Below are 19,011 nucleotides of genomic sequence, written 5' to 3' on the forward strand. Positions count from 1 at the left end.
GGTCATGGGCTGGGTCATGGGCGGGAATCCTTCGGGTTCGCGATGCGGGCGGATCGCCCCGGCTCGGGCCGGCGGCGATCATGAGCGGGCGCCCGCCGAGGGCGCCCGCGACCTCAGCGGTTGGCGAGATGGGCGACGAGACGCTCGGCGGCGGGGCCCGAGGAGGCCGGGTTCTGGCCGGTGACGAGCAGGCCGTCCGCCACGACGAAGGGTCCCCAGTCGGCGCCCTTGGCGTAGAGGCCGCCGTTCCGCACGAGCTCGTCCTCGACCAGGAACGGCACCACCTCCGTGAGGCCGACGGCCTCCTCCTCGGTGTTGGTGAAGCCCGTGACCTTGCGGCCGTCGACCAGTGGCTTCCCGTCAGGCGCCTTGGCGTGGCGCAGGACGCCGGGGGCGTGGCAGACCAGGGCCACGGGCTTGCCGGCCGCCAGCGTCGTCTCGATCAGCTTGATCGAGGCCGGGTCCTCGGCGAGGTCCCACAGGGGCCCGTGGCCGCCGGGGTAGAACACCGCGTCGAAGCTTTCGTGGCTGACGGCGTCGAGGCGGCCGGTCTCGTCCAGCACCGCCATGGCCGCCGCGTCGGCTTCGAAGCGGCGCGTCGTGTCGGTCTGGAAGTCCGGCTCGGCGCTCTTCGGGTCGAGGGGCGGGCGGCCGCCCTGGGGCGAGACCACCACCACCTCCGCGCCGGCATCCTTGAACACGTAGTAGGGGGCCGCGAACTCCTCCAGCCAGAAGCCGGTCTTCCGGCCGGTGTCGCCGAGGCGGTCGTGCGAGGTCAGCACCATCAGGATCTTCATGGTCGTTCTCCGAGGTTTTCGCTTGGGGAGGGAAAAGGTTTGGGGGTCGGGCCGTTCGCCGGGTCCGCGCGGGGCGGCGACTTGGGGAAGGCGGGCGGATTTTAGCGCGCCTTCACGGGGCGTTCGGCGGCCGGATCGCGCGCCGGCGCAGCTGGCGCGGGGCGGAGTTCCGGGTTCGCGCCGCGGACCTCCTCGAACCGGACCATGCGGACCGCGCCGATGGTCTCCAGGATGATCCGCTCCTGCGCGGTCGCGGCCCGCGGGGTGAGGAGCGCCATCAGCCCGACGGCGAGGGTGGCGGCGACGATCGTCTTCGTGGGGTGGGGCATCGGATGTCTCCGTCTGGCTGCTGGCTCCCCGCCGGCCCGGGGACGATGGCTCGTTTTCGTTTTGAGTAGACCGGTCGTCTCAAACTTCGGCGTAAAAGGATACTGTCTCGGGATCGTTGGAACGCGGGTGGGTTCAGTGCGGCGCGAGGCCGAGGAGGCGGCGGGTCGTCCCGATGGCGGCCTCGAACGGGGCGTCGGTCCGGACGATCTTGGCCATCAGGCTCGCACCGAGCCAGACGTGGTACAGGTCTTCGGCGGTCGTCTGCGGCTCGCCCTGGACCGTGAGCGACCCTTCCGCCACGCCCGCCGCGATGGCGTGCGACAGCCGTTCGATGATCCCCGCGGTGCCGCCCTTGAGGGCGAGGCGCATGGCCTCGGACAGGTCCGAGACTTCCGCCGCAAGCTTCACCGCGAGGCACTTGCGCTGGTAGTCGATGCTCCCCTGCGTCGCCTGCCACTTGCGCCAGTAGTTCATCAGGCGCTCGGCCTGGTTCAGGCCCGGTTCGGCGAGCGTCGCGTCGAGGTCGGCGAGGTAGGCTTCGAAGTAGTCCGCCAAGAGGGCCTCGCCAAAGGCCTCCTTGGAGCCGAAGTAGTGGTAGAACGATCCCTTCGGCACGCCGGCCGTGGTCAGGATCTCGTTGAGGCCGACCCCGGAGAACCCCTTCGCGCCGACGAGGCCGTAGGCGGTGTTGAGGATCTCTTGGCGGGTGTCGGTGTGTGCGGCGTCGCGTGGCATGACGGCGAGATAGATCGAATTAGACCGGTCGTCTAGAGGCAGCTTTCATTTTTTTGGCAAAGGGCTCGCGAAGGGCTCGGCAGGCGGCCTCGCAGGCGCCGCCCGCCTCGGTCGAAACCCGGCCGTGCGGCTCGCCGCTACCGCTTTCCGAGTGTCGCCGTCGGCCATTCGACGATCCGGTCCGGGAGTTCGTCGTCGGTGAACTCCTCCTCGTTGCCGGCCATCCGGCCGCGGATCGAGATGCCGGCGTCGTGGACGCTGTTGCGCGAGCCCGAGATCAGGTGGTGCCAGTCGTACAGCGGCTCGCCGTCGCGGATCAGGCGGTAGGCGCAGGTGGGCGGCAGCCACGGGATCGTGCGCACCGCCTCGGGGGTGAGCCGGACGCAATCCGGCACCCGGACCTGGCGCTTGGCGTAGTCGCGGCAGCGGCAGGCATGGCCGTCGAGCAGGGTGCAGCCGACGTCGGTGTGGTGGACCTCGCCGGTGTCGTCGTCCTCGAGCTTCAAGAGGCAGCACCGGCCGCAGCCGTCGCACAGGCTCTCCCACTCGGCCGGCGTCATCGCTTCGAGGGTCTTCTCCCGCCAGAACGGCAGGGCGGCGCCCGCGGGGGCGGGCTTGGGGTTCCCCATCGGGAACACCTCTCACGTGACAGGGGCTGAAGCGCCCCCTGTGCCGCAAGGCGGGCGCGGGTGCAACCCGGCCGCGACCCGGCCACCGGGGCGCCCCAATCCGCCATCAAGGTTGACGCCACCTTTCCCCGGCGCCCGCCGGACCCATCGCCGCGCAGGCCGCGTTCCATCTCGCGAAAGGCCCCGCGGCTTGGTAGAGAGGGACACGGTCCCCTCGTCCGCGGGTCCGTCGAGGCGTCTCAAGGAGCCGGAACCCCGTCGTGCGCCTGCCGAACGTCTCCCGCCTCCTCACCCGCATCAAGCACGCGTCGCTGGCCTTCGACGCCTGGGTCAACGCGGGCCTGTACGACAGCGGCGTCTCCGGCGGCGCGGTCTACGGCCGCTTCCAGGAGCGGATGAAGGTCTTCGCCTTCCGCGGCTGGAAGCGGGTGGCCCTCGACCTGACGAGCGAGGGCGTGACCCTCGGCACGGGGGCTGCGATCCTGATGCTCGCGCTGGCGCAGCCGGCCTTCAACCTCACCAGCGACAACTGGCTCAAGGCCCAGGACCTCGCGGTCACCTTCCTCGACCGCTACGGCACCGAGGTCGGGCGGCGCGGGATCAAGCACGACGACTCGCTCAAGCTCGACGAATTCCCCGACATCATGATCAAGGCCCTGGTCTCGACCGAGGACCGGCGCTTCTACGAGCATTGGGGCATCGACCCGATCGGCACGCTGCGCGCGCTCGTCAACAACTCGCGCGGCGGCGGCAGCACCCAGGGCGGCTCCTCGATCACCCAGCAGCTCGCCAAGAACCTGTTCCTCACCAACGAGCGCTCGCTGGAGCGCAAGGTGAACGAGGCGTTCCTGGCCCTGTGGCTCGAGAGCCACCTGACGAAGAACGAGATCCTCAAGCTCTACCTCGACCGCGCCTACATGGGCGGCGGCACCTTCGGCGCGGTGGCGGCGGCGGATTACTATTTCGGCAAGCCGCTCAAGGACATCAGCCTGGCCGAGGCCGCGATGCTGGCCGGCCTGTTCAAGGCGCCGAGCAAGTACGCGCCGAGCGTCAACCTGCCGGCGGCCCGCGCGCGCGCCGTCGACGTGCTGCACAACATGGTCGAGGCCGGGTTCGTCACCGAAGGGCAGATCCAGACGGCTTTGCGCAACCCGGCGACGCCGGTGACGCGCACCCGCGACATCACCGCCGACTACTATCTCGACTGGGCCTTCGGCGAGATCAAGGCCATGGCGGATGCGGGCAAGTTCAAGACCGACCGGGTGCTGACGGTGAAGACGCCGCTCGACCTCGGCATCCAGAAGCGCGCCGACCAGGTGGTGGCCGACATCCTGCGCAAGTCCGGCGAGGCCTACGACGTCGACGAGGCGGCGATGGTGATCCTCGATCCCGACGGGGCGCTGCGCGCCATGGTCGGCGGCGCCGACTACGGCGAGAGCCAGTTCAACCGCGCCACCGACGCGCTGCGCCAGCCCGGCTCGTCGTTCAAGCCCTACGTCTACGCGGCGGCGCTGAACTCCGGCCTGTTCCGGCCCGACACGGTGGTGGTCGACAGCCCCGTCTGCCTCGGCAACTGGTGCCCGCAGAATTACGGCCGCTCCTATTCAGGGCGCCAGCCGATGTGGCTCGCGGTGGCGAAATCGATCAACACCATCCCGATCAAGGTCTCGATCGCCATCGGCAAGGGCCTCGGGATCAAGGGCGACTTCCAGGCCGCGAAGGCGGGGCGCGCCAAGATCATCGACACGGCCCACCGCATGGGCATCACCACGCCGCTGGTCGACTCGGTGTCGCTGCCGATCGGCTCGGCCGAGGTCACGGTGATCGACCAGGCCGCCGCCTACGCGGTGTTCGCCAACGGCGGGCGCAAGGCCAAGCCCTACGCGGCGTCCGAGGTGAAGAATTCGAGCGGCGAGGTGATCTACCGCCACGACGACGAGAAGCCCGAGCAAGTGCTCTCGACCCAGGTCGTCGCCGACATGAACTACATGCTGAACAAGGTGGTCGAGGAGGGCACCGGCCGCCGCGCGCAGCTGGAAGGCATGAAGGTCGCGGGCAAGTCCGGCACCACGAACGCCTACCGCGACGCGTGGTTCGTCGGCTACACCGGCAACTACGTCGCCGCGGTCTGGTTCGGCAACGACGACCACACCTCGACCAACAAGATGACCGGCGGCTCGCTGCCCGCCACCGCCTGGCACGACGTGCTGGAGGTCGCCCACCAGGGCATCGAGCTGAAACCGCTGCCGGGGCTCAAGGCCCCGAACGCCGCCGCCGCCCAGGCCGCCGCCTCGACCCCCACCGACCCGGCCGCCACGAGCTACGGCAAGCTCTCGCGCCGCAGCTTCGAGGTGATCGGCGGCCTGAACGGCCTGTTCCGCACCGTCGAGCGGGCGCGGCCCGAGGCCGGCGAGGCCAAGCCGGCCTCGGAGCCGCGCCCGGGTGCGAGCCTGGCGCCCGCCGTCACGACCCGCGACGTCGCCGAAGGCACCCGCTCCGTCGGCGGCCGCCTCGAGACCCGGTGACGGCGATGGTGGCGGGAACCGAACCGGCCGCACATGCGGCCGAGGGGACGCGGCGCACGCCCCGGGCGCGGGCCGGCCAGGCCGCCGGGTTCGTCTCCGGCGCCTCGCCGGCGGCGCTCGCCCTCTACGCCCTGGCGCTCGGCGCCGGGCTCGGGCTCGCCAGCGCCGACTGGGCGACGCGGGGCGGCTACCCGTTCGGCGGCGTCGCCGTGGGGGCCTGGACCGCGTGGCCGCGCGCCGGCTCGACCGCGGCCGACCCCTACACCCGCGCCGTCAACGCCCGCCGGGGCGAGGTGCCGCTCGCGGTCGGCGAGGGGCTGCTGCTGACGGCCGCGGTCGACGATTCGGGCCGGGCGCTCGACGCGACCTGCACCTACCGCGTCGCCGGCATCACCCCGCCCGCCCGCGCCTGGACCCTGACGGCGGCCGGCCGCGGCGCACCCGAGCCCGGCCGCCCGGGCTTACGCGAGGGCTTCACCTCCACCGAGATCCTGCGCGAGGCCGACGGGCGCTTCGCCATCGTCGTCGGCTCGGAGGTCGAGCCCGGCAACTGGCTGCCGAGCCCGCGCGCCAGCGGCCCGATCCGCCTGGCGCTGCGCCTCTACGACACCCCCGTGGCCGCCAGCGCCGGGACCCTCGACCGCGACGCGGTGCCGGCGATCACCCGGATGGGATGCGCCTCGTGAACCTGCGCGTCGTTTACGCCACCGCCTGCGGGCTGGCGCTCGCCGGGATCGTCCACGTGGCGACGGTGTTCGCGATTCCGGCCCTGTCGGAGACCGACGCCCTCACCCGCGCCCGCTCCAGCGAGAGCCTGGAGCACCCGCAGCGGGTCTACACCCTGGCGACCCACGGCGAGCCGGCCCCGGCCGAGGCGTGGCTGCCGATCCCCGACCCGTCCGTGGCGGTCGGCGTCTGCGCCTACGACCTGGAGGACGGCCCGATGCGGGTTTCGGCCCGGACCGGCGCGATGATGCTGTCGCTGGCGGTGCACGGCCGCAAGGGCGCCTTCTACGCGGTCACCGACCAGGCCGCGGTGCGCGGCGCCCTCGACCTCGTGGTGCTGACCCGGGCGCAGTACGACGCGGCCCTGGCCAACGACGACGAGAACGAGCCGAGCCGCGACGTGCGCATCGTCGCCCCGGGCGACCAGGGCTTCGTCGTCGTCCGCGTCATCGCAGGCCTGCCGAGCCAGCGGGCCGCGGCCAACGACGCGGTGCAGGCGGTCTCCTGCACCACCGACAGCCCGGACGAGCCGGACCCCGAGCCCGCGCCGGCCAACCCACCGCCGACCAACCCGCCGCCGGCCGGCCGCGCCAAGCCGAACGGCTGACGCGGCCTTCGGCTCACGCCGCCCTGCGCCGCCTGACGAAGGTGGCCTGCCGCTCCGCCTCGGACCGGTTCACCGCGGCGCGGACCTGCAGCAGGTCCTTGCGCGTGACGAGGCCGACCAGCGTGCCGCTCTCCGCATCGGTGACCGGCAGGCGCCCCTGCCCCGTCGTCAGCATCAGGTCGAGGGCGTGCGCGGTGACGTCGCCCGGGTGGACGACGGCCAGCGACGCGTCGGAGACCCGCTCACCAAGGCGCTCGGAACCGTCGCCGCCATCCGTCCGCCACAGCAGCGCGTCGCCGCGGGTGACGAGGCCGACGGGGCGGTTCTCGCCGTCCACCACCGGGTAGGCGTGGTGGCGTCCCGCCTCCATCGCCGCCACCGCCTTGGCGACGGGCATGTCGGCCCCGAGGGTGTCGACCGACGCGACCATGATCTCGGCGACGCGGGTGAACTCGTAGGGGTCGATGCCGTACTCGCGGGTGACGTGCTGGCCGCGCCGGGCGATCTTCTCCGTCAGGATCGAGCGCTTGAGCAGCAGCACCGTCACGGCGTAGGCCGCGGCCGAGGCCGCCAGCAGCGCGGGCAACGCGTGCACGTCGCCGGTGAGCTCGACGGCGAACAGCGTGCCGGTGAGCGGCGCCCGCATGGTGCCGCCGAGCATCGCCGCCATGCCGAGGAGCGCCCAGAATCCCGGGTCGCCCGGCAGGGCCGACCCGGCGAGCCAGCCCATCGCCCCGCCGAGGATCAGCAGCGGCGCGAGTACGCCGCCGGAGGTGCCCGAGGACAGCGCCACGAGCCAGATCGCGGCCTTCACGACCAGGATCAGCAGCACGGCCGTCAGCACCATGTGGCCGCCGAGCAGGTCGGCGATGACGTCGTAGCCCACGCCGAGCGCCCGCGGCTCGACCAGCCCGCCGAGGCCGACCGCGAGGCCGCCCAGCGCCGGCCACCACATCCAGTGGATCGGCAGGCGCTCGAACGCGTCCTCGAGGGCGTAGAGCAGCGTCGTCAGCACGCCCGAGAGCAGCCCCGCGGCGAGGCCGACGCCGACGCAGGCCGCCAAGCCCCACCACGGCAGTGCCGGGTCGGCGGCGAAGGGGAACAGCGGCCCGGCCCCGAACAGGCTCGGCCGCAGCATCGTGGCGGTGACGGCGGCGGCGGCCACCGGGATGAAGCTGCGCGGGCGCCACTCGAACAGCAGCAGCTCCACCGCGAGCAGCACGGCGGCGACCGGCGTGCCGAAGATCGCGGTCATGCCGGCGGCCGCGCCCGCGACGAGGAGCGTCTTCCGCTCGGCGGCGCTCAGGTGGAAGAACTGCGCGAACAGCGAGCCGATCGCCCCGCCGGTCATGATGATCGGCCCCTCGGCACCGAACGGGCCGCCGGTGCCGATCGAGATCGCCGACGAGACCGGCTTCAGCACCGCGACCTTCGGCGACATCCGGCTGCCGCCGATCAGGATCGCCTCGATCGCCTCCGGGATGCCGTGGCCGCGGATCTTCTCCGAGCCCAACCGCGCCATCAGGCCGATCGCGAGGCCGCCGAGCGGGGGCACGCAGACCATCCAGAGCGAGGGCGTGGCCCCGGCCAGCGAGGTCGCCCCGACATCGATCCGGCCGAACCAGACGAGGTTCGTCACGAAGGCGACGAGGGCGAGCAGGCCCCAGGCCGCGACCGTGCCGCCGAGGCCGACCACGACCGCCATGGCGCACAGCACGAAGAGGCGTCGGTCGGTGCGGAAATCACCCAGAACGCGACGCCCGGCGGGCGGGGCTGCCTTCGAGACCGGCATGCGGCTGAACCTCCTGTAGGATGCGGTACGGCCCCATATATATATCGTAACCCGATATATTGAACCCCACGCTTGGAGGTGGACGATGGATTCGGATGCCGGCTCGGTCCTCTCGCGTGAGGCCTACGCCGCAATCGCGCGCTTCCGCCTGGAGCTGCGGCGTTTCCTCGCCTTCAGCGAGGCGGCGGCCGGCAAGGTCGGCCTGCCGGCCCAGCAGCATCAGGCGCTGCTGGCGATCGCAGGCCACGACGGGCCGCCGACGGTCGGATTCGTGGCCGAGCAGCTGTTGATCGCGCCGCAGACCGCGGCCGAGCTCGTCGCGCGAATGGTGGACAAGGGCTTCCTGACCAAGGCGGCGGAGGCGCGCGACCGCCGGCGGATGGCGCTGTCGCTGACCCCGAAGGCGATGGCGGTGCTGCAGCAGCTGACGACGGCCCACCTCGCGGAGCTGCAGACCCTGGAGCCGGCCCTCGCCACCGCCCTGGCCACGGCGCTGGACCGCGTGCACGGCCGCTCCGACGCGGGGTGATGATGGTGCGGAGCGGAGACCGTTTGAGCAGCCCCGCGGTACGGCCCCGAATGGATCGTTCGAGGCGAAGGCGCGCCCCCCTCTCCCGTCCGGGAGAGCGTTGGGGTGAGGGGTGCGGCCTCTCCGGAGAAACCTGGCCCCTCACCCTGTCCCTCTCCCGGACGGGAGAGAGGACCCGCGCCTCAACGGCTCGTCTGTGAAATCAACCAGTCCCTGGACCCGCGGTCAGCCCGCCTGGACGGCGTCGAGCGCCTGGGCGAGGTCGGCCAGGAGGTCGTCCTCCGCCTCGAGGCCGATCGACAGGCGGAGCAGGCCGCCGGTGATGCCGGCGATGGCGCGGGCCTCGGGGTCCATGGCGGCGTGGGTCATGGTCTCGGCGTGCGAGATCAGGCTCTCGACCCCGCCGAGCGATTCGGCGAGCGTGAACACCTGGACCCGGCCCACGACCTGGCGGACCGCCTCGCGGCCGCCGACGAGTTCGAAGCTCAGCATGGCGCCGAAGCCGCTCTGCTGGGCCTGGGCCAGCGCATGGCCCGGGTGGCTGGCGAGGCCGGGATAGTACACCGCGGCGACGGCCGGGTGCCCGGCGAGGAACGCGGCCAGGCGCCCGGCGGTCCGCTGCTGCTGCTCGACCCGCACGAACAGGGTGCGCACGCCCCGCAGCGTCAGGTACGCGTCGAACGGCGAGCCGGTGACGCCGATGGTGTTGGCCCAGGCGGCGAGCTCGTCGCCGACGGTGGCGTCCGCCGCGACCACCGCGCCGCCGACGACGTCGGAATGGCCGTTGAGGAACTTGGTCGTGGCATGCACGACGAGGTCGGCGCCGAGCGACAGGGGCCGCTGCAGGGCCGGCGACAGGAAGGTGTTGTCGACCACCGAGAGCGCGCCGGCCGCCCGGGCGAGCCCGGTGACGCGGCGGATGTCCACGACGCGCATCAGCGGGTTGCTCGGCGTCTCGATCAGCACGACCTTGGGCTTCCTCGCGAAGGCCGCCTCCAGGGCCGCCGGGTCGGTCTGGTCGACGAAGGCCACCGCGTAGTGCCCGCGCGCCGCGCGGAGGCTGAGCAGGCGGTGCGTGCCGCCGTAGCAATCGTGCGGGGCGACCAGGAGGTCGCCCGGCCGCAGGCTCGACAGGGCGAGGTCGAGGGCCGCCATGCCGCTCGACACCACCACCGCGCGGGCGCCGCCCTCGAGCTTGGCGAGGGTGTCTGCGAGCTGGTCGCGCGTCGGGTTGCCCAGCCGCGAGTAGTCGTAAGGCCCCGGCTTCTCGAAGGCCGGGAACTTGTACGTCGTCGAGAGATGGATCGGGGCGATGACGGCGCCGTAGGACGTGTCCGCGGCCACGCCGTTGGTGGCGGCGATCGTGCGGGGATCTCTGGGTTCGGTCATCGCGTCTGGTCCTCCCGGGAATCGGTTCGCGGTGCGATCCGAAGGCCCCGCCGAAGCGTTCTTTATAGAGGACGAAACGGCCTTACAACAAAACGATGCAAAGATCCGCTCAGGCTCATACCAAACCTCGCTGAGCTCGGCTCATCGGGGTTCGGGCCCCCGCGACTGCGGGGCGGCGGGAGTCCGCCGGACCTCATGGGTCTTGACCCGTGAGACTGGGTATTAATCCTTCACGACCAACGGCCGCACCGGCGGACCCGAGGCGGCGATGCCCCCGCGCGGCGGCATCGCCTCGGGCAACGCCATGTCCTCGCCCGGAACGAGGCCGCAGCGGAAGGCGGCCTCGGGCGGAAGCAGCGGATCGAGGAGCGTGCGGCGGGCGGCCAACCCGGCGACGCCGCGCTCCGCCCCCACGGCTTCGGGGCCCGGCACCGCGACGACGAGGTGCTCCAGCGCGTAGCGGTAGCGCGCCGTGCGCTCGGCGGTCTCCAGCCGGACCCAGGCGATGAGGCAGCGGTTCTCGGCGACCCGCATCGCGGCGTTGCGCACGTCGTCGTCGTCGAGCGCCTTGGCGAAGGGAAGGCTGCGCAGGCGCAGGGCGTCGGCGTCGATCACCCGCGCGGCGATCGCGACGAAGGGCGGGATCAACCGGGCGTCGGCGACCGCGTCCTCGGACAGGCGGCGGTAGCGCGAGACCGGCGAGCGCGCGGGCTCGGCCACCAGCCCGTCATGGTAGGCGGCCACGTCCCCCGGCCGCCAGGAGGGCGGCAGCACGCGGGCGCGGGTGAGGTTGGCGAGCACGTCGATGAACGCGGCCTGGGGCGCCGCCGGCATCAGGAAGCGCCAGGCGCGGGCGCGCAGGGTCTGCTCGTCGTCGGTCAGCGGGAAGGCGGAGGCCGGCTCGCCGCGCTCGCGGGCCGCCAGCGTGCCGGTGGTCTCGACCAGCGCGTTCCAGGCGCCGGCCTTCGGGCGGCCGAAATCGCCCTGCTGCGCGCAGGCCGCCAGGAGCGCGGTGAGGAACGCGGCGGTGACCGCGCAGGTCGCGACCGGGCTCGTGCGGCGCCGGGCGCCCGGGATCGGAACCGGCACGCGCCGGGCCTGGCTCGGCATGGACCGCCTCGTTCGGGTGTCGGTGTGAGGACTGGGCGTTGAGACGCGGACCCGGCGGATCGCCCGCCGGAGGCCGGATCAGGAGGCGAGGCGCTCGTAGCGCACGCCGAGGAACAGCAGGATCTCGCCGCGGCGCTCGCCGGCCTCGGGGCGGCGGCGGGACCGGGCGGAGGCCGCGAACGGCACGACGCGGCCGAGCGGTGCGCGCTGGGGACCCTCCGGCGTCGGCGTGTCGGAGCGGAGCGCGGCGGGGCGGGGGGCAGTGGATCGGGAGACGGTCATGGCAGGCACCTGTCGGCTTATCCGGGCATCGCGCCCGGGCCCCGGGGCGGGGCGTCGGCAAGGGCGACGGCGTGTCGATGCCGGCAGATCAGCACGCCATGGTTAACGGATCGTTTCCCGGCAGGACCTCCGGCGACCTGCTTCGGCGTCGTCGCCGGAGGTGTCCGCGCGGCGCCACGCGAGAGGGGGCTGGAAGGGGGCTGGAAGGGGGCCGGCCAGAGGTTCGCACGCGGTTGGCCTGCGCCTTGCGAGGGAGGATTCGCCCATGGCGGGCGTTTCCTCCCAACGACTGGGCCCTGCTCGCGACCCGGGCGGGGCCCTTCTTCGTTTGTCGGAGGGCGTTTCCTTCTCGGTCTCCGCCGGCACCTGCGGCGCGAATGCCGCATTGCGGCCTCGACGGGCTCCCACGGCGGATGCTGCATTGCGGTCGCCGAGGGGTGGAAGCGGAACCGTCGCACGGTCGCGACGCTTGCCTAGCGACGCCGGAGACCGATATGCCGGGCCATTCGCGGATGCCGCCCTCGGGCGGATCCGACGCCGGGGTTCCCACGGCCGACATGCAAGGACCACGCTGGATGCGACTGGACACGTTTCGACACGCCCGTGGCGCGCTTCTGCCTCGGATGCTCCGCTCCGCGGCGCTGGCAGGCCTCCCGCTCGCCCTGCTGGCGCTCGCCGGCAGCCCGGCCCAGGCCCAGCGCGAGGACCAGGGGCTGCAGCTCGGCTGCGCCAACGACTATTTCCGCCTCTGCGCCGGCGTCGACCCGAACAGCCCGGCGGCCGAGCAGTGCATGACGCGCAACCGCAAGCGCCTGTCGCCCGAGTGCCGCAACGCCATCGGCGACTACGACAAGCGCACCGGCGGAAAGTCGATGCCGGAGGATTGATCGCTTCGGGCGCGTCCGCGACGCGCCCGGTTCGAGGATGGTGGACGACGAGCGGCCGGCTCGTTCCGGGGGATGGATCGTCCCTCGGGAGCCGGCCGCGTCACGAGCGGAGCCCGACGACATGGCCTTGACCGTTGCGGTCCAGATGGACCCGATCCAGGCGATCCGCATCGCCGGCGACACCACCTTCGCCCTGTTGCTCGAAGCGCAGGCGCGCGGCCACCGGCTGATCTACTACACCCCCGACCGGCTCTCGATGCAGGGCCGCCGCGTCACCGCCCGCGTCCAGGCGCTGAGCGTGCAGGACGTGGAGGGCGCGCACGCGACGCTCGGCGAGATCGAGCGGATCGATCTGTCGGAGGCCGACGTGGTGCTGATGCGCCAGGACCCGCCCTTCGACATGGCCTACATCACCGCGACCCACATGCTGGAGAAGATCCACCCGCAGACGCTGGTGGTGAACGACCCGGCCGAGGTGCGCAACGCGCCCGAGAAGCTCTTCGTCCTCGACTTCCCCGAGCTGATGCCGCCGACGCTGATCTCCCGCGACAAGGCGGAGATCGAGGAATTCCGCCGCGAGCACGGCACCGTGGCGATGAAGCCGCTGCACGGCCACGGCGGCGCGGCGGTGTTCCGCGTCTCCGAGACCGACCCGAACTTCGGCTCGATGTTCGACCTGTTCTCGGTCACCTTCCGCGAGGCGTGGGTGGTGCAGCGCTTCCTCGAGAAGATCACCGAAGGCGACAAGCGCATCATCCTCGTCGACGGCGAGCCGATGGGCGCGATCAACCGCGTGCCGGCCTTGAACGACATCCGCTCCAACATGGTCCGCGGCGGCGCCGCCCGGCCCTCGGACCTGACCGAGCGCGAGCGCGAGATCTGCGCCACGATCGGCCCGGAGCTGCGCCGCCGCGGCCTGATCCTCGTCGGCATCGACGTGATCGACGGGCACCTCACCGAGATCAACGTCACCTCCCCCACCGGCATCCGCGCGATCAAGCGCCTCGGCGGCCCGGACCTCGCCGTGAGCGCGTGGGACGCGATCGAGGCGCGGGTGGCGGTCTGACGGTCGGCCTTCGGGTGTGCGCGGTCATTCCGAACGCTTGGCGCCACGTTTCCTGCGCGCCCGGGCCGATTGCGGTTGCCCCGCCGTTCGGCGGCCGAAGGCCTCCGCCATAGCCGGCAGCATGCCCTTGACGCCGGGCCGCGTCCGCGCCAGCTCGGCGTCGGTCAGCGGCGGGCTGTCGACCGCTGCCCAATCTGCCTCGGCGTAGGCGTCGTTCGGGACGTAGCCCAGCCCGGGATCACGCCTGTTCATAGGTCGCTCCTTCCGTTTAGAACGTAGACGATGTGGCCCTCACGTCTCCGCCTTCGGCGTCGCGTTGAGCTCGGCCCAGTCGAACTCCTCCTCCAGCACGAAGTAGGCGTCGTCGCCGATCGCGCCCTCGCGGCGCAGGCGCATGACCGTGTCGCGGGCGGCGGTGATGGCGCGGCGGCGCGGGCCGTCGGTGGGCAGGGATTCCGGAGCGCGGCCCTCCTCGTGGGCCTCCGCCTCGGCGAGCGCGCCGCGCAGCTCCGCCCTCAGGGCCTCGATGCCGGGCTCGTCGTCGGCCGCGTCGAGGCTGTCGAGGGCCGCCTGGTAGGCCTCGGCCCGGGCGCGGCCCGTCTCGCGGCCGACCGGGTCGTCGTCCTCGAGGCCGAGGCGGGCGAGCAGCGGGTTCAGGGTCAGGCCCTGGACCACCAGGGTGCCGAGCACCGTGCCGAACGCGGCGAAGACGATCAGGTCGCGGTGCGGGAATTCCTGCGGCAGGGCGAGCGCCGTGGCGATGGTGAGGATGCCGCGCATCCCAGCCCAGGACACCGCGACGGCGCTCCGGAGCCGGCCGCGGCCGGGATCGGCGACGGAGAGGCCGGGCAGGCCGGACGCCGGCAGCACCCAGGCGATGCGCACCAGCACCACGGTGGCGAAGACCGCGCCGGCGAGCGCCAGCGCGACGAGCTGGTCGGCGCCGGCGAGCCGCTCGAGGATCGGGCCGATCTGGATGCCGATCAGCACGAAGGCCAGCACGTTGAGCACGAACACCGCCGTGTTCCAGACCGCGTAGGAGATGATGCGCACGCGCGGGGCGGTGATGCCGGGGGTGCCGCGCGCCACCGTGATCGCGAAGGCGACCAGCGTCAGCACGCCAGACATCTCCAGGCGCTCGGCGGCGATCCAGATGCCGAAGGCGGCCACGAATTGCAGCACGATGGTGCTGGCCGCGTCCTGCACCCGCCGCATCCCGGCGACGAAGGCGAGCCCCGCGAGCGGCCCCACCACCAGGCTCGCGACCACGCCCACGAGGAAGGTCGGGCCGACCTCGGAGACGTGGAAGGCGCCGCTCGCGGCGGCCGCGACGCCGAGCCGGTAGATCAGCAGGGAGCCGGCGTCGTTGAGCAGGCTCTCGCCGCGCAGGATGGTGGTGAGGCGGTGCGGCAGCGAGACGTGGCGCAGCACCGAGAGCGCGGCCACCGCGTCCGGCGGCGCGACGATCGCCCCGAGCACGATGCAGGCGGAAAGCGGCATGTCCGGCACCAGCAGCTTGGCGACGACGGCGACCGCGATCGTCGTCACCGCCACCGCACCGAAGGCGAGGCCGGCGATCGGGCGCCAGTTCGCCCTCAGGTCGCGCAGCGAGGTGCCGTAGCCGGCATCCATCAGCACGGGCGCGAGGAACAGCGCCAGCGCCAGCCCCGGGTCGAGCTCGAGGTTCGGGACGCCCGGCACGAAGGCCAGGCCGACGCCGCCGAGCGCCAGGAAGGCCGGATACGGCGCACCGATTCGCCGCGCGAGCGCCGCCAGCAGCACCGCGCCGAACAGGACGCCGACAACCCACTCGAAAATGATCATCAGGGGAAGATAGGGCGGTGCGGCCGGCACGGCGGGGCCGGCGGACCTTCGACTCAGTACTGCACGGTCGCCCGCACCCCGAGAACGGTGGCGTTCTTCAGTCGGCGCCCGTCGGCATCCGCGACGCCGCCGCTCGGGCGGATGATGTACTGCAGGTCCGGCTGCACGGTGAAGCCCGGCACCACCAGCGCCTGGTAGGTCGCCTCCAGCGCGGTCTCGGCCCGCCGCCGCGGGATCGGGGTGCCGGTGAACAGGATGGTGTCGGTGTCGGCCCGGCGGGCGTCGTCGGCGTAGCGGGCGTAGGCGATGCCGGCGCCGACCGTGTCGTCGTCGCGCCCCGGGATCAGGCCCTTGTAGGCGAGGCCGGCGTCGACGTAGGCCGAGATCAGGCTGGAGCGCGTCGGCGAGAGCGAGGCGCGCACGAACACCGACAGGCCCTCGTCGTCCTTCTCGGGCTCGATCAGGACGCTCTGGTCGATCATCGCGTAGAGCCCGGCGTTGCCGCGCTGCCGGCGCGGCAGGCCGGACGAGGCCGGGTCGGCGAGCGACAGGCCGAGGGTGTCGCGGCGCAGGTCGTCGAACCGGCCGAAATGCTGCCAGCCGCCGAAGGTCACCGTGCCGGGCAGCGCGGTCGAGCCCTTCTCGGTGTTGTAGGAATAGGCCGCCTCGGCCACGATCAGGGCCGGGTCGTGCGTGCGGAAGTTCGTGCCGGTGCGGTTGAGGCGCTGCGCCTCCGCGTCGTCGCCCGGGCGGCTGGCCCCGGCCGGATCGCCGTCGTAGAGCCCGGCCTGGAACGACAGCCCGCCGCCGGGCTCGAACTTCGCCCGGATCGCCGGCGTCGCCAAGGGGTAGGCCGGGCCGCCGGAGGGGAGGTTCGCGCTGGTGATCGCCGGCCAGCCGAAGCTCGAGTTCACGAACAGCGTCGCGGTCTGGCTCACGAAGAACTCGCTGTCGGCGGCCTGCTGGCCGACGCGCAGGCCGAGCTTGCCGTCGAAGAGCTGCTGGTCGAACCACAGCACGTAGAGCCGTGTCGCGGGCAGCGCCCCGATGACGCTGACGTCGAGCAGGTTGCCGACGTAGTAGCGCGAGAGGCCGGTGCCGTGGATGAAGTAGGCGTTGGCGTGCGCCGTGGCGCCCTGCCAGCCGGCGAGCGTGTCGAGGTCGAGGTAGAGCCGCAGGTTCAGCCGGTCCTCCACCACCGCTCCCTGCCGCATTCCGCCGGTGGGGTTGCCGAGCACGTCCGCGATGTAGGTGAGGCTGTACTGGATGCCCCGCTCCTTCAGCACCGGGCGCAGGCCGAAGGGATCGCCGAGGGGGCCGAGATAGGGCTCGACCGAGCGGGCGTAGCCGCCCGAGGTCTGGCTCGTGGTCTCGGGCTGGGCCACGGAGGTCCGCAAGTCGCCGCCGGCGCCTTCGCGGATCACGGGGATGGCCGGGGGCGCCGGCGGCGTCTGCGCGAAGGCCGGGATGCTGAGCATCGCGGCAAGCGCTCCGATGGCGGATGGGCGGTGGATCACGGACGGCTCGGGTGGCGTGCGGCGGCAACCGTACAACAGGCGCCCGGCCGAGTCCGATGCGGGACGGTGACACGCGAACCGCGCGTTCTGCCTTTTCCCGCACAACGGCTACTGTATTCACACCTCTCCTGCCCTTGGCGGTTCGACGTGCGCGCATCCCCTCGCCCCACGTGCGGGGAGAGGGCTTTGACGACCTCGTCGTCGGCAAAGCGAGGCGGCAGCCGACGGTGAGGGGGCCGAGCCGGAGGAGGCACTTCCGGAAGCTCCCCCTCACCGTCGCTTCGGCTTCGCCTCTCGCTCCCCGGCTGCACGACGGGGTGCAGCCGGGCCTCTCCCCGCACGCGGGGAGAGGGGAACCCGCGCGTTATCCGATGCCGTGACGAACGATGTGGATCCAGTAGCGCAGAGGGGGGGGAAGCGGAGTGGCCGCCCTCGCGCCTTTTGCACCGACGGCACGGTTTTCGTACAGCCGGAGCGAGCCGTCGCCAGCCGCGAGCGAGACCATGCCCGAGACCCCCGTCTTCTCCCACGGCGCCTGCGCCGCCCCGCACCACCTCGCCGCGCAGGCCGGGCAGACCGTGCTGGCGCAGGGCGGCAACGCCATCGAGGCGATGACCGCGATGGCGGCGGCGATCGCCGTGGTCTACCCGCACATGAACGGCATCGGCGGCGACGGGTTCTGGCTGGTGCGCGAGCGCGGCGGCCGGGTGCGCGGCATCGAGGCCTGCGGGCCGGCCGGCGCGCTGGCCACCCGGGCGCGCTACCGCGAGCGCGAGTTCGACGCGATCCCCGCCCGCGGCCCCGACGCCTGCGTGACGGTGGCCGGCGCCGTCGGCGGCTGGCGCCTGGCCCTGGAGCTGTCCCGCGCGCTCGGGGGCCGGCTGCCGCTGGAGACGCTGCTCGCCGACGCGATCCGCCACGCCCGCGAGGGCTGTCCGGTCTCGCCCTCGGAAGGGCGCTACGTGCCGAAGGAGCTCGACACCCTCCACGACGCCCCGAACTTTGCGAAGACGTTCCTCAAGGAGGGCAAACCGTGGCCGGTGGGCGACGTGCGGACGCTGCCGGCGCTGGCCGCGACCCTGGAGCAGCTCGCCCATGCCGGTCTCGACGACTTCTACCGCGGCGACGTCGGCCGCGAGATCGCCGCCGACCTCGAACGCCTCGACGCCCCGGTGACCAGGGCCGACCTCAAGGCCTACCAGCCGCGCGAGCGCTCGGCCCTCTCGATCCGCCGCCGCGACGCCACGCTCTACAACTTTCCGCCGCCGACGCAGGGGCTGGCGGCGCTGCTGATCCTCGGCATCTTCGACCGGCTCGACATCCGCCAGGCGGAGACCACGGCGCATTACCATGGGCTGATCGAGGCGACGAAGCGCGCCTTCGCGATCCGCGACCGGGTGGTGACCGACTACGACCGCCTGGTCACGGACCCGGCCCAGTATCTCACGCCCGAAAACCTCGCCCGCGAGGCGGCGCAGGTCGACATGGCGCGCGCCGCCGCGATCCCGCTGCGCAACCCCGGCGAGGGCGACACCGTGTGGATGGGCGCGATCGACCACGACGGCCTGGCCGTGTCCTACATCCAGTCGATCTACTGGGAATACGGCTCCGGCTGCGTGTTGCCGGCCACCGGCATCCACTGGCAGAACCGCGGCACCTCGTTCTCCCTCGACGAGACGGCCGTGAACCCGCTGGAGCCGGGGCGGCGCCCGTTCCACACCCTGATCCCGGCGCTCGCCTGCTTCGACGACGGCCGGCTGATGGCCTACGGCTCGATGGGCGGCGACGGCCAGCCGCAGTTCCAGGCGCAGGTCTTCACCCGCTACGCCGACTACGGGCTCGGCCCCGCCGACGCGGTCGACGCCCCGCGCCTGCTCTACGGCCGCACCTGGGGCGCGGAATCGCTGACCGTGAAGGTCGAGGACCGCTTCGACCCGGCCTGCATCCGGGCGCTCGGCCGGATGGGCCACGAGATCGAGGAGCTCGGCGGGGCCTACATCGACTCGCTCGGGCATGCCGGCATGCTGGTCCGCCACCCCCGCAACGGCCGCATCGAGGCGGTCCACGACCCCCGCTCGGACGGCGGCGCGTTGGGGCTTTAAGGGAAGCCGCGCCGGCTCGACGCGCCACTTCCCTCCCCCCTCTGTGGGGGAGGGTGGGCCTCCCGTCAGCGAGGGTCGGGAAAGGGAGCGCGTTATCCGGAGAGGTCGCTCCCCTCTCCCGACCCACTTCGCGGGCCACCCTCCCCCGCAGAGGGGGGGGGGGG

At 72.7% G+C, this 19,011-nt stretch carries 18 protein-coding genes; 7 read left to right on the forward strand and 11 right to left on the reverse strand.

The annotated features are described in order from the left end of the window. Positions 1–113: 113 nt before the first annotated feature. The 4 genes from FV226_RS22805 to FV226_RS22820 form a co-directional block, all read right to left on the reverse strand. Positions 114–797: a type 1 glutamine amidotransferase domain-containing protein gene (locus FV226_RS22805; protein ID WP_147764697.1), complete on the reverse strand. Its 684-nt coding sequence runs from the start codon at positions 795–797 to the stop codon at positions 114–116. Positions 798–898: 101 nt separating this feature from the next. Next, entirely contained in the window at positions 899–1,126 is a 228-nt protein-coding gene (locus FV226_RS22810; RefSeq protein WP_147764698.1) for a hypothetical protein, read from the reverse strand. Between the two features lie 133 nt (positions 1,127–1,259). Next, complete coding sequence (locus FV226_RS22815; protein WP_147764699.1) at positions 1,260–1,862, reverse strand: TetR/AcrR family transcriptional regulator; 603 nt, start codon at positions 1,860–1,862, stop codon at positions 1,260–1,262. A 137-nt stretch (positions 1,863–1,999) separates the two neighbouring features. Then, the gene (locus tag FV226_RS22820) at positions 2,000–2,491 is read right to left on the reverse strand and encodes a YcgN family cysteine cluster protein (protein ID WP_147764700.1); all 492 of its coding nucleotides are present in this window, start codon (positions 2,489–2,491) and stop codon (positions 2,000–2,002) included. Between the two features lie 260 nt (positions 2,492–2,751). Between FV226_RS22820 and FV226_RS22825 the strand changes: the two genes are divergently transcribed. Genes FV226_RS22825 through FV226_RS22835 form a run of 3 tightly spaced genes read left to right on the forward strand, consistent with a single transcriptional unit; the run spans position 2,752 to position 6,349 of the window. Beyond that, the gene (locus FV226_RS22825; protein ID WP_147764701.1) at positions 2,752–5,016 is read left to right on the forward strand and encodes a PBP1A family penicillin-binding protein; all 2,265 of its coding nucleotides are present in this window, start codon (positions 2,752–2,754) and stop codon (positions 5,014–5,016) included. Between the two features lie 5 nt (positions 5,017–5,021). Beyond that, on the forward strand, positions 5,022–5,702 hold the full coding sequence (locus FV226_RS22830) for a DUF1214 domain-containing protein (protein WP_147764702.1): 681 nt from the start codon (positions 5,022–5,024) through the stop codon (positions 5,700–5,702). After that, positions 5,690–6,349: a hypothetical protein gene (locus tag FV226_RS22835; RefSeq protein ID WP_238272944.1), complete on the forward strand. Its 660-nt coding sequence runs from the start codon at positions 5,690–5,692 to the stop codon at positions 6,347–6,349. Before FV226_RS22830 ends, FV226_RS22835 begins: the two co-directional genes overlap by 13 nt. 13 nt (positions 6,350–6,362) lie before the next feature. On the opposite strand, the gene FV226_RS22840 is transcribed toward FV226_RS22835, so the two are convergent. Continuing rightward, complete coding sequence (locus FV226_RS22840; RefSeq protein ID WP_147764703.1) at positions 6,363–8,141, reverse strand: chloride channel protein; 1,779 nt, start codon at positions 8,139–8,141, stop codon at positions 6,363–6,365. 85 nt (positions 8,142–8,226) lie between these two features. Here FV226_RS22840 and FV226_RS22845 point away from each other — a divergent pair, with 85 nt between their 5' ends. Further along, complete coding sequence (locus tag FV226_RS22845; protein ID WP_147764704.1) at positions 8,227–8,670, forward strand: helix-turn-helix domain-containing protein; 444 nt, start codon at positions 8,227–8,229, stop codon at positions 8,668–8,670. Between the two features lie 225 nt (positions 8,671–8,895). On the opposite strand, the gene metB is transcribed toward FV226_RS22845, so the two are convergent. From metB to FV226_RS22860, 3 genes are all read right to left on the reverse strand, one after another. Further along, the gene (metB, locus tag FV226_RS22850; protein ID WP_147764705.1) at positions 8,896–10,059 is read right to left on the reverse strand and encodes a cystathionine gamma-synthase; all 1,164 of its coding nucleotides are present in this window, start codon (positions 10,057–10,059) and stop codon (positions 8,896–8,898) included. 222 nt (positions 10,060–10,281) lie between these two features. After that, positions 10,282–11,169, reverse strand: coding sequence for a hypothetical protein (locus FV226_RS22855; RefSeq protein WP_246691698.1), 888 nt, complete (start codon positions 11,167–11,169; stop codon positions 10,282–10,284). A 78-nt stretch (positions 11,170–11,247) separates the two neighbouring features. Then, positions 11,248–11,451: a hypothetical protein gene (locus FV226_RS22860; protein WP_147764706.1), complete on the reverse strand. Its 204-nt coding sequence runs from the start codon at positions 11,449–11,451 to the stop codon at positions 11,248–11,250. Between the two features lie 623 nt (positions 11,452–12,074). Between FV226_RS22860 and FV226_RS22865 the strand changes: the two genes are divergently transcribed. Both FV226_RS22865 and gshB read left to right on the forward strand, forming a co-directional pair. After that, on the forward strand, positions 12,075–12,338 hold the full coding sequence (locus FV226_RS22865; RefSeq protein ID WP_147754479.1) for a hypothetical protein: 264 nt from the start codon (positions 12,075–12,077) through the stop codon (positions 12,336–12,338). Between the two features lie 121 nt (positions 12,339–12,459). Beyond that, the gene (gene gshB, locus FV226_RS22870) at positions 12,460–13,404 is read left to right on the forward strand and encodes a glutathione synthase (protein WP_147754474.1); all 945 of its coding nucleotides are present in this window, start codon (positions 12,460–12,462) and stop codon (positions 13,402–13,404) included. A gap of 24 nt (positions 13,405–13,428) precedes the next feature. On the opposite strand, the gene FV226_RS22875 is transcribed toward gshB, so the two are convergent. Genes FV226_RS22875 through FV226_RS22885 form a run of 3 tightly spaced genes read right to left on the reverse strand, consistent with a single transcriptional unit; the run spans position 13,429 to position 16,706 of the window. Next, a complete protein-coding gene (locus FV226_RS22875; RefSeq protein WP_147764707.1) occupies positions 13,429–13,656 on the reverse strand; it encodes a hypothetical protein in 228 nt (75 codons plus the stop codon). A 39-nt stretch (positions 13,657–13,695) separates the two neighbouring features. Next, positions 13,696–15,228 (reverse strand): sodium:proton antiporter, encoded by a 1,533-nt coding sequence (locus tag FV226_RS22880; RefSeq protein WP_147754476.1) that lies wholly within the window; start codon positions 15,226–15,228, stop codon positions 13,696–13,698. Positions 15,229–15,281: 53 nt separating this feature from the next. Then, positions 15,282–16,706: a carbohydrate porin gene (locus FV226_RS22885; protein ID WP_147764708.1), complete on the reverse strand. Its 1,425-nt coding sequence runs from the start codon at positions 16,704–16,706 to the stop codon at positions 15,282–15,284. 542 nt (positions 16,707–17,248) lie between these two features. On the opposite strand from FV226_RS22885, the gene FV226_RS22895 reads away from it, so the two are divergent. Continuing rightward, complete coding sequence (locus FV226_RS22895) at positions 17,249–18,847, forward strand: gamma-glutamyltransferase family protein (protein ID WP_147764710.1); 1,599 nt, start codon at positions 17,249–17,251, stop codon at positions 18,845–18,847. Positions 18,848–19,011 lie beyond the last annotated feature (164 nt).

Origin of the sequence: Methylobacterium sp. WL12 (assembly GCF_008039475.1) — a bacterium.
Classification (GTDB): Bacteria; Pseudomonadota; Alphaproteobacteria; order Rhizobiales; family Beijerinckiaceae; genus Methylobacterium; species Methylobacterium cerastii.

Coding starts and splice junctions, on each gene's coding strand:
- FV226_RS22865 (WP_147754479.1), top strand. CDS start 12,075: ATGCTCCGCTCCGCGGCGCTGGCAGGCCTCCCGCTCGCCCTGCTGGCG.
- FV226_RS22820 (WP_147764700.1), bottom strand. CDS start 2,491: ATGGGGAACCCCAAGCCCGCCCCCGCGGGCGCCGCCCTGCCGTTCTGG.
- FV226_RS22840 (WP_147764703.1), bottom strand. CDS start 8,141: ATGCCGGTCTCGAAGGCAGCCCCGCCCGCCGGGCGTCGCGTTCTGGGT.
- FV226_RS22880 (WP_147754476.1), bottom strand. CDS start 15,228: ATGATCATTTTCGAGTGGGTTGTCGGCGTCCTGTTCGGCGCGGTGCTG.
- FV226_RS22845 (WP_147764704.1), top strand. CDS start 8,227: ATGGATTCGGATGCCGGCTCGGTCCTCTCGCGTGAGGCCTACGCCGCA.
- FV226_RS22860 (WP_147764706.1), bottom strand. CDS start 11,451: ATGACCGTCTCCCGATCCACTGCCCCCCGCCCCGCCGCGCTCCGCTCC.
- FV226_RS22875 (WP_147764707.1), bottom strand. CDS start 13,656: ATGAACAGGCGTGATCCCGGGCTGGGCTACGTCCCGAACGACGCCTAC.
- FV226_RS22815 (WP_147764699.1), bottom strand. CDS start 1,862: ATGCCACGCGACGCCGCACACACCGACACCCGCCAAGAGATCCTCAAC.
- metB (WP_147764705.1), bottom strand. CDS start 10,059: ATGACCGAACCCAGAGATCCCCGCACGATCGCCGCCACCAACGGCGTG.
- FV226_RS22835 (WP_238272944.1), top strand. CDS start 5,690: ATGCGCCTCGTGAACCTGCGCGTCGTTTACGCCACCGCCTGCGGGCTG.
- FV226_RS22830 (WP_147764702.1), top strand. CDS start 5,022: ATGGTGGCGGGAACCGAACCGGCCGCACATGCGGCCGAGGGGACGCGG.
- FV226_RS22885 (WP_147764708.1), bottom strand. CDS start 16,706: ATGCTCAGCATCCCGGCCTTCGCGCAGACGCCGCCGGCGCCCCCGGCC.
- FV226_RS22810 (WP_147764698.1), bottom strand. CDS start 1,126: ATGCCCCACCCCACGAAGACGATCGTCGCCGCCACCCTCGCCGTCGGG.
- FV226_RS22855 (WP_246691698.1), bottom strand. CDS start 11,169: ATGCCGAGCCAGGCCCGGCGCGTGCCGGTTCCGATCCCGGGCGCCCGG.
- FV226_RS22805 (WP_147764697.1), bottom strand. CDS start 797: ATGAAGATCCTGATGGTGCTGACCTCGCACGACCGCCTCGGCGACACC.
- FV226_RS22895 (WP_147764710.1), top strand. CDS start 17,249: ATGCCCGAGACCCCCGTCTTCTCCCACGGCGCCTGCGCCGCCCCGCAC.
- gshB (WP_147754474.1), top strand. CDS start 12,460: ATGGCCTTGACCGTTGCGGTCCAGATGGACCCGATCCAGGCGATCCGC.